Source organism: Arthrobacter sp. Dra40 (genome assembly GCF_059091905.1).
The window spans coordinates 1-6,526 of record NZ_JBNHHB010000252.1 but is presented as its reverse complement, the minus strand read 5'-3'; the positions used below and the strand labels follow the sequence as shown (position 1 = coordinate 6,526).

Below are 6,526 nucleotides of genomic sequence, written 5' to 3'. Positions count from 1 at the left end.
TGTCCAACGTGGACCTGTCCCAGGAATTCACCAACCTGATCGTCGCGCAGCGCGGCTTCCAGGCCAACGCCCGCATCATCACCACCTCCGACGAAGTACTTCAGGAACTGACCAACCTGAAGCGCTAGGTTTCGGAGCTCTTGCCTGCCTATTAGGTAAGCCAAGGAGATAGCCCTGCCCGGACATCGGTTCCGGTCAGGGCTATCTTTATGAACTCCCTGGATCTCGTTTCCCCCATCGTGACCGCTTAGAGCGCTCAGCGCCGCTGAAGCGGATAAAAACCGCGGCGGGTGGCAGCCGGAGTAGGAACAAAACCGCCCCCACACAACCAGCGCTGTCGATGTCGCAGCAGACGCTGAGTGATCGGCGGGCATGGATCTTCAACAGAGGGTGTCCGACTCTTGGATTCTGCCCCTAACGGGAGGACGATTAAAGGACCGATACGAAGGAGGTTTGAGATGTGCTACGCCTCGAATAGAGATTTCGGTTGGGGTTCTAGAAAGGAAACCGAGCGCAAGCCGGAAACCCGTCAGGGAGACCGGGATACTGCGAGCGAGACCTGGACAAAGTCCGACGACTCCGAAGTCAAGGCTTTCCTTGACCAGACCACCGTGGAAGAGCCGACCAGGGACCGGACCACATAGCCGAAAACGGTAGCGAGCCAGCGAAGCCCCGCATTAATTTCTGCGGGGCTTCACTTCGCCCAGTTCGTTGCCGTGCCGGTTGATCTGGAAGGGACGCGGGCCCCGCGGCTCTCCGGCATGGAAGCGTGGACAGTCACCACGTGGGAGCTCGCGAAGAGTGCGGGACTGCCTGCGGTCCACTTCCCCTACACAATGGGCTCGTTCGATGGCGGGTCGAATGTGTGTACGAATAAAATGTGGGTATGGTACTTGCACCGTTGGACCGCACCCGGGAGCTGGAGGGATCCCTCGCCGAGGTGCGAGTCCTGCTGCAGGACGTGGCCGCCCGCTTCACGCTTGTGTCCGGTGCCCTGAGCACCCGGGACCTGGCCACTACGGTAGCGGCGGTCGAGGACGTGTCAAAGACCGTGGAGTTCCTGCAGGCCGCCGGCGCCCATGCCGTGGAACTGGCCGACATTGCCGCCCACGGCGAAACCACCACTTTGCCGGGCGCGCTCGCCGATGCGACGGGCCCCGCGGGGGACTGGGCCGACCCCGCGGCAGCCATCAACAGAGCTGGCGGCACCGGCGACGCCAGCGGCACCGCAGTGGCCGGGCGGCCCGGGCAGGGGCAGCCGCAGCGCCGACGGAAGACGGAGTTCAGGAACAATGCGGAGTATCTGCGCTCCCGGCTCGGGATCGGCATCGTGGAGGCGCGGCGCCGCCTGCGCGTGGGCAAGGCCGTCACCGCCCCGGTGCGGTTTGACGGGGAACTCGGTGCCGCGTCGCTGCCGGCCCTGGCACAGGCCATGGCCGGCGGCGAGGTCAGCGGCCACGCAGCGGTTCTGGTCACCGATTCAATCGGCAGGGCCCGGCACGCGGCCACCGCGGAGACCTTGCAGGCGATGGAGGAATCACTGGTCCGGCAGGCCCGCGAGGGCGACGCGGACACGCTGGTGATGATCGCCAGGACGTGGGAAACGGCTGTCGACCAGGACGGCGCCGAACCGTCGGAGGAGGAACTGCGCGCCCGGCAGGGCATGTTCTACCGCGGCCGGCGCCGGGGACTTCACCAATTCGTGATCAATACCACCGATGACCAGTACGAAGCCCTGGCCACCGTGATGAACAGCGCCGCGAACCCGCGGATCCGCTCCGACGCCATCGAAACAGCCGCCACCGGTGGCCGGCCTGAAGGGCGCCCCGCCGGAGCCGACGCCGAGTCGGACGCCGGATCCCCTGCAGGACCCGACGCAGGACCGGAAGCCGGGCCGGAGGTGTCGTGCACCGAGAACGCCGGGTCCACTGAAACGGGCGGGGCAGGCGCGGCTGGCCCGGATAGCTGCGGGGCTGCCGAACACGGTCACCGTCACAGTCACGGTGAGGTGGATCCGGCCGTGGTGGCGGGCTTGGACGGCTTCACCCGGGCGCAGAAGCTTCTGGCCGGCCTGATTGGTGCCTGCCGGATCGCGCTGAATGTTGACAAGCTCCCGGACTCGGGTGGACATCGGACCCAGGTGATCGTCACCGCCGGGTATGAACAGCTTCTCGGATTGCTCTCCGGCGGGGGCAGCGCAGTGTTCAACGGCCCTCTCTCGGCCAAGACCGTGCGCCGGATGGCCTGCGACGCCGAAATCATCCCGGCGATCCTGGGCTCACAAGGCGAGGTGCTGGACCTGGGCCGGTCCCAACGGTTCTTTAGCCGGGCCATCCGCCGCGCACTGCTGCTGCGGGACAAAGGTTGCGCCTTCCCCGGCTGCACCATGCCCGCTTTCTGGACCGAAGCGCACCACATCGTGCCGTGGTGGGCCGGCGGCCGGACGGACGTGACCAACGGGGTGTGCCTGTGCAGCCTCCACCATGACCTGGTCGAGCAAGGCAACTGGGAAATTCACGTCAGCGGCGGGATCCCGTGGTTCACCCCGCCCGGTTACATCGACCCGGACCGAAAACCGCTGCGAAACACGTACTGGCAAACCCGCGTCCCGGCCCAACCGCTCCAGCCCGCCTAACGAACCGGCGCCACCGCGCTATTCGCACAGGCACACGAGCACGCAGGACGGGACTGGTCGGACCCAACCGGAGTGGCGGCTCGGACGTTCTCGCCGGCACACATCGAGCGATCTTTCGGGGTCGGCGGGCAGCTTTGGTTAGAGGGGAACCATCCGGTCCGAGGTGCAGGAAAGCCGGTGCTGTCGGCTGGCGGCCGCTTCAAGCCCACGGGTGCCGCGCGACACATGTGACAAGGGGTCCGGGCACCTAACCGCGGGCCGCTCGCGGCCGAAGGTAGTAGGTAGCGGCTCACCGGGAGCCCTCGAGAGACCTGGGACGGGCCAATGATCGTTGTAACGCGGCTGAATGACAGCCAGTTTGCGGTCAACCCTGACCTGATTGAGCGCATCCATGCCAACCCGGACACCACGTTGGTGATGGTCGATGGCGCCAAGTACATCGTCACGGAGACGTTGAGCCAGGTCATTGAGATGATCGCCAGTTACCGCGCCTACGTGCTGCATCTGGCCCGTGAGCTGCCGCCTTCAGTCCACCAGCACGGCCACCCCCAGCTCGGCCTTGTTCCACCGGCCGCGCCGGTCCCCGGAGAAGACTTTCGGGATTCCGGCAACACTGTGCCGCTGCGCCCTAGGAATACGTAAATGGATCCCGCAACACTTATTGGCCTCCTCCTGGCCTTCGGCTCGCTCTATGCCATGATCACCCTCGAGGGTGCCCACGTTGAGGCGCTCCTCATCCCGGCCCCGATGATCCTTGTCTTCGGTGCCACGATTGCCGTAGGTCTGGCCAGCACCACGCTGAGGGACGGCATGCAGGCGATCAAAACGCTGCCGCGTGCGTTCACCGGCAAGGTCGCGAAGCCGCAGGTCGTCATCGACCGCGTGGTGGAACTGGCCGAAAAGGCACGCAGCGAGGGCCTGCTCGCGCTGGATGCGGAAGCCACCGAGGAAAAGGACCCGTTCATGCAGCGGGCGCTGCAGAACATTGCCGACGGAACCGACGGCGAGGAGCTGCGGATCCTCCTCGAGGATGAGATCAGCACGAAGGCTCGCGCCGATCGCCAATCGTCCAAGTTCTATATGAGCATGGGCGGCTACGCACCGACGATTGGCATCATCGGCACCGTCGTATCGCTCACCCACGTGCTGGAAAACCTCTCCACTCCGGATACCTTGGGGCCGATGATTGCGACGGCGTTCGTCGCAACGCTGTGGGGATTGCTGTCCGCGAACTTCATCTGGTTGCCGATCGGCGGCAAGCTGAGGCGCTTGTCGGATCTGGAAACTGAACGTATGACCCTCCTGATGGAAGGCATGCTGGCGGTTCAGGCCGGCAGCCAGCCACGGCTGCTCGGGGAGCGGCTGCGGGCCATGGTGCCTGCGCACGAAATGGACACCGGAAAGCCCGGCAAGGACAACAAGCCCGGCAAGTCCGACAACAAGCCAGAGGCCAAGGCCGCATGAAGCCCCGGCGCCCGCGCCGGCCGCTCGGCGAGGAAGAGGACGAGCACCCGGACGAACGGTGGATGGCGTCCTATATGGACATGGTCACCGTGCTGATGTGTATGTTCATCGTGCTCTTCGCCATGTCTACGGTTGATGCGGCCAAGTTCCAGCAGCTGGCCAATTCACTCGCGACGGGGTTCGGCGTGGTCCGCACCCAGACCGTTGATACGGCAGAGGGTGTAGTGGTTCCTCCGGAGCTTATCGACGAGGAAGGCCAAGGGTTCACCAGCGGCGACGCCAAGGAGGACACCGAGGGCGAGCAGAAAACCGATCTGGACGTTGCCATCAAGGAAGTCAACGACCTGCGCAACATCCAGCAGAAGATTACCCAGGGGCTCCGCAAGGAAGGCCTCGACAAGGCGGTCCGTTTCCAGCTGGACGAACGCGGCCTCACCGTGCGCTTGATCGGCAGCGAGACATTCTTCGAGCCCGACTCGCCGGTGCTGACCCGGCAGACCATCAAGATCCTCAACGTGGTGGGGCCGGTGCTGAAGCCCGTTGGCTACGAGCTGAAGGTGGAAGGCCATACGGCGCAGGTGCGCCATCTGGATCCGAACGCCTTGGACTGGGAACTGTCGTCCGAGCGTTCCGTGAACGTCCTGCGCCATCTGGTGGAGGACAGCGGAGTGGTGTCGAACCGTATCTCCGCCGTTGGTTTCGGTGAGTCCAGGCCGTTAACCACCAGCGGCAGCGACGAGGACCTGGCGATGAACCGCCGCGTCGACATCGTGGTGCTCTCCGGCCAGCCTGAGGCCATCCGCAATCTGATCCCCGAAATCCTCAAGGATCCTGCCGGCGCTGCCAAAGAAGCAGCAGTTCAACGTGCCGAAATGGCCAAGAGGGCGGCAGAAGCTGAAACCGCGGAAAAGGCAGAAGCCGAGGCCAGCGAATCAGCCTCCGCCGAATCCAAGCCGGCCGAACGGGTGGCTGGCGAACCGAGTGGCGGAAGCTCAAGGGGCGAAGTCGTGACCGGTACCGACCGCGCCGTCGGGCCGGGCCCCAACGCCACCTATGCGCCGGCTCCGGTGGGGCAATCCGACTAAAACCTGCCAGGGTCCGGCGGCGGACGCGGGGTGAAAATCATCCAGCATCCAGTGCCGGACCGGCAGGAGTAGGGCATCCTTCCATGCTGACCAGCCGCCAACATCAAGCGGCGGGGCGAACGGATGGGGGAGCCATCGGTCCGCACCGCATTATTCAAACTGCTAACGCGCGGGATCCTTCGGCCGATAGTGCCAGCTGTGACGGTCCAGGAACATGTGCAATCTAGCGCGCCCGAAAAGCCGGCCAGAGCCGTCGAAGTTTACGACTTCCGGCGGCCAACAACTCTGGCGCGCGAGCACTCCCGCGTGCTGGAACTGGCCTTCGAAACTTTTGCCCGCCAGTGGGGCACCCAGCTGACCGCAAAGGTCCGCGTGATCTGTACGGTCACGTCGGAGCAGGTCCAGATGCAGACCTACGACGAGTACGCGGCCTCGTTGCCGGCCAGTACCGCGATGGTGCTCTGCGCGCTGGACGACATCACCGGCAAGGCAGTGATCCAGTTCCCGACCAGGGCCGCAATGACCTGGGTGGACCATATGCTGGGCGGGAACGGCAGCCACGACTACCCGGACCGCAAGTTCACCCAGATTGAGCAGGCACTGGTCAGCCGGCTGATGGAAGACGCGCTGGAGGACCTGCGCTACTCGCTCGGTTCCCTGCTCACCACGCCCATCAGCCTGGACCAGATCCACTACAACTCGCAGTTTGCGCAGGCGGCGGCGACCAACGACTTGATGATCGTGGCCACCTTCGAGATCCGCGTGGGCGACCTGTCCGTGCCGTCCACCGTCGCCATCCCGGCGGAGGTGCTGCTGACCCAGCTGCGCGATTCGTTCGCGATGAGCAGCCCGGCCAACGCCCGCAAGCTGCTGGAGACCCAACTGGTCCAGATTCCAGTGGATGTGGCCCTGCAGTTTGCCCCCATGCGGGTCCGCCCTGGCCAGGTGCTCGATCTGGCCGTGGGCGACCTGTTGCCGCTGCCGCACCCGCAACACCGCCCGCTGGATGTTGCCGTCAACGGCGAGTGCCTGGCCCATGCTGCGGTGGGCGCGAACGGCAACCGCCTGGCCGGAGTCATTGTTACAACCGAGGAGAACGCCCGATGACACAGACCCAGACCCTTCAGGCTGCTGCCGCCGACGCGCTCCTGGGGCTGCTGCCCACCAACACTCCGCTCTATGCGGTGCGCCAGGACGAAGGCGGGCCCCTGCCCGGACAGGTGGCCTCCGCCGTCGTCGGCTCCTTTGTGGGCGGCACCTCCGCCGATATGGCCCTGGTAGTGGCCGACCAGGCCGCGCTGGCCGCGGCCGCTGGCACTGATTCCCCGCTGGTCTCGGCTGC

General features: G+C 65.4%; 6 protein-coding genes and 1 pseudogene. All 7 read left to right on the top strand.

Features of this window, described 5'->3' with window-relative positions:
• Nucleotides 1-128 (top strand): flagellar basal body rod C-terminal domain-containing protein (locus AC5RWT_RS32985; protein ID WP_494083892.1); only part of this gene is annotated, 128 nt, incomplete at its 5' end.
• Between the two features lie 758 nt (nucleotides 129-886).
• Nucleotides 887-2,635 (top strand): DUF222 domain-containing protein, encoded by a 1,749-nt coding sequence (locus AC5RWT_RS32980; RefSeq protein WP_494083891.1) that lies wholly within the window; start codon nucleotides 887-889, stop codon nucleotides 2,633-2,635.
• Between the two features lie 324 nt (nucleotides 2,636-2,959).
• Nucleotides 2,960-3,277, top strand: a complete 318-nt coding sequence (locus AC5RWT_RS32975) for a flagellar FlbD family protein (RefSeq protein ID WP_494083890.1) — start codon at nucleotides 2,960-2,962, stop codon at nucleotides 3,275-3,277.
• Nucleotides 3,278-4,099 (top strand): motility protein A, encoded by an 822-nt coding sequence (locus tag AC5RWT_RS32970; RefSeq protein ID WP_494083889.1) that lies wholly within the window; start codon nucleotides 3,278-3,280, stop codon nucleotides 4,097-4,099.
• Nucleotides 4,096-5,184 carry an OmpA/MotB family protein gene (locus AC5RWT_RS32965; RefSeq protein ID WP_494083888.1) on the top strand — a complete coding sequence of 363 codons (1,089 nt, stop codon included), beginning with the start codon at nucleotides 4,096-4,098 and terminating at the stop codon, nucleotides 5,182-5,184. Before AC5RWT_RS32970 ends, AC5RWT_RS32965 begins: the two co-directional genes overlap by 4 nt.
• A 198-nt stretch (nucleotides 5,185-5,382) precedes the next feature.
• Entirely contained in the window at nucleotides 5,383-6,291 is a 909-nt protein-coding gene (locus AC5RWT_RS32960; RefSeq protein WP_494083887.1) for a flagellar motor switch protein FliM, read from the top strand.
• Nucleotides 6,288-6,526 (top strand): annotated as a pseudogene (locus tag AC5RWT_RS32955) (flagellar motor switch protein FliN); the annotation flags it as partial. The gene AC5RWT_RS32960 and the pseudogene AC5RWT_RS32955, both read left to right, overlap by 4 nt.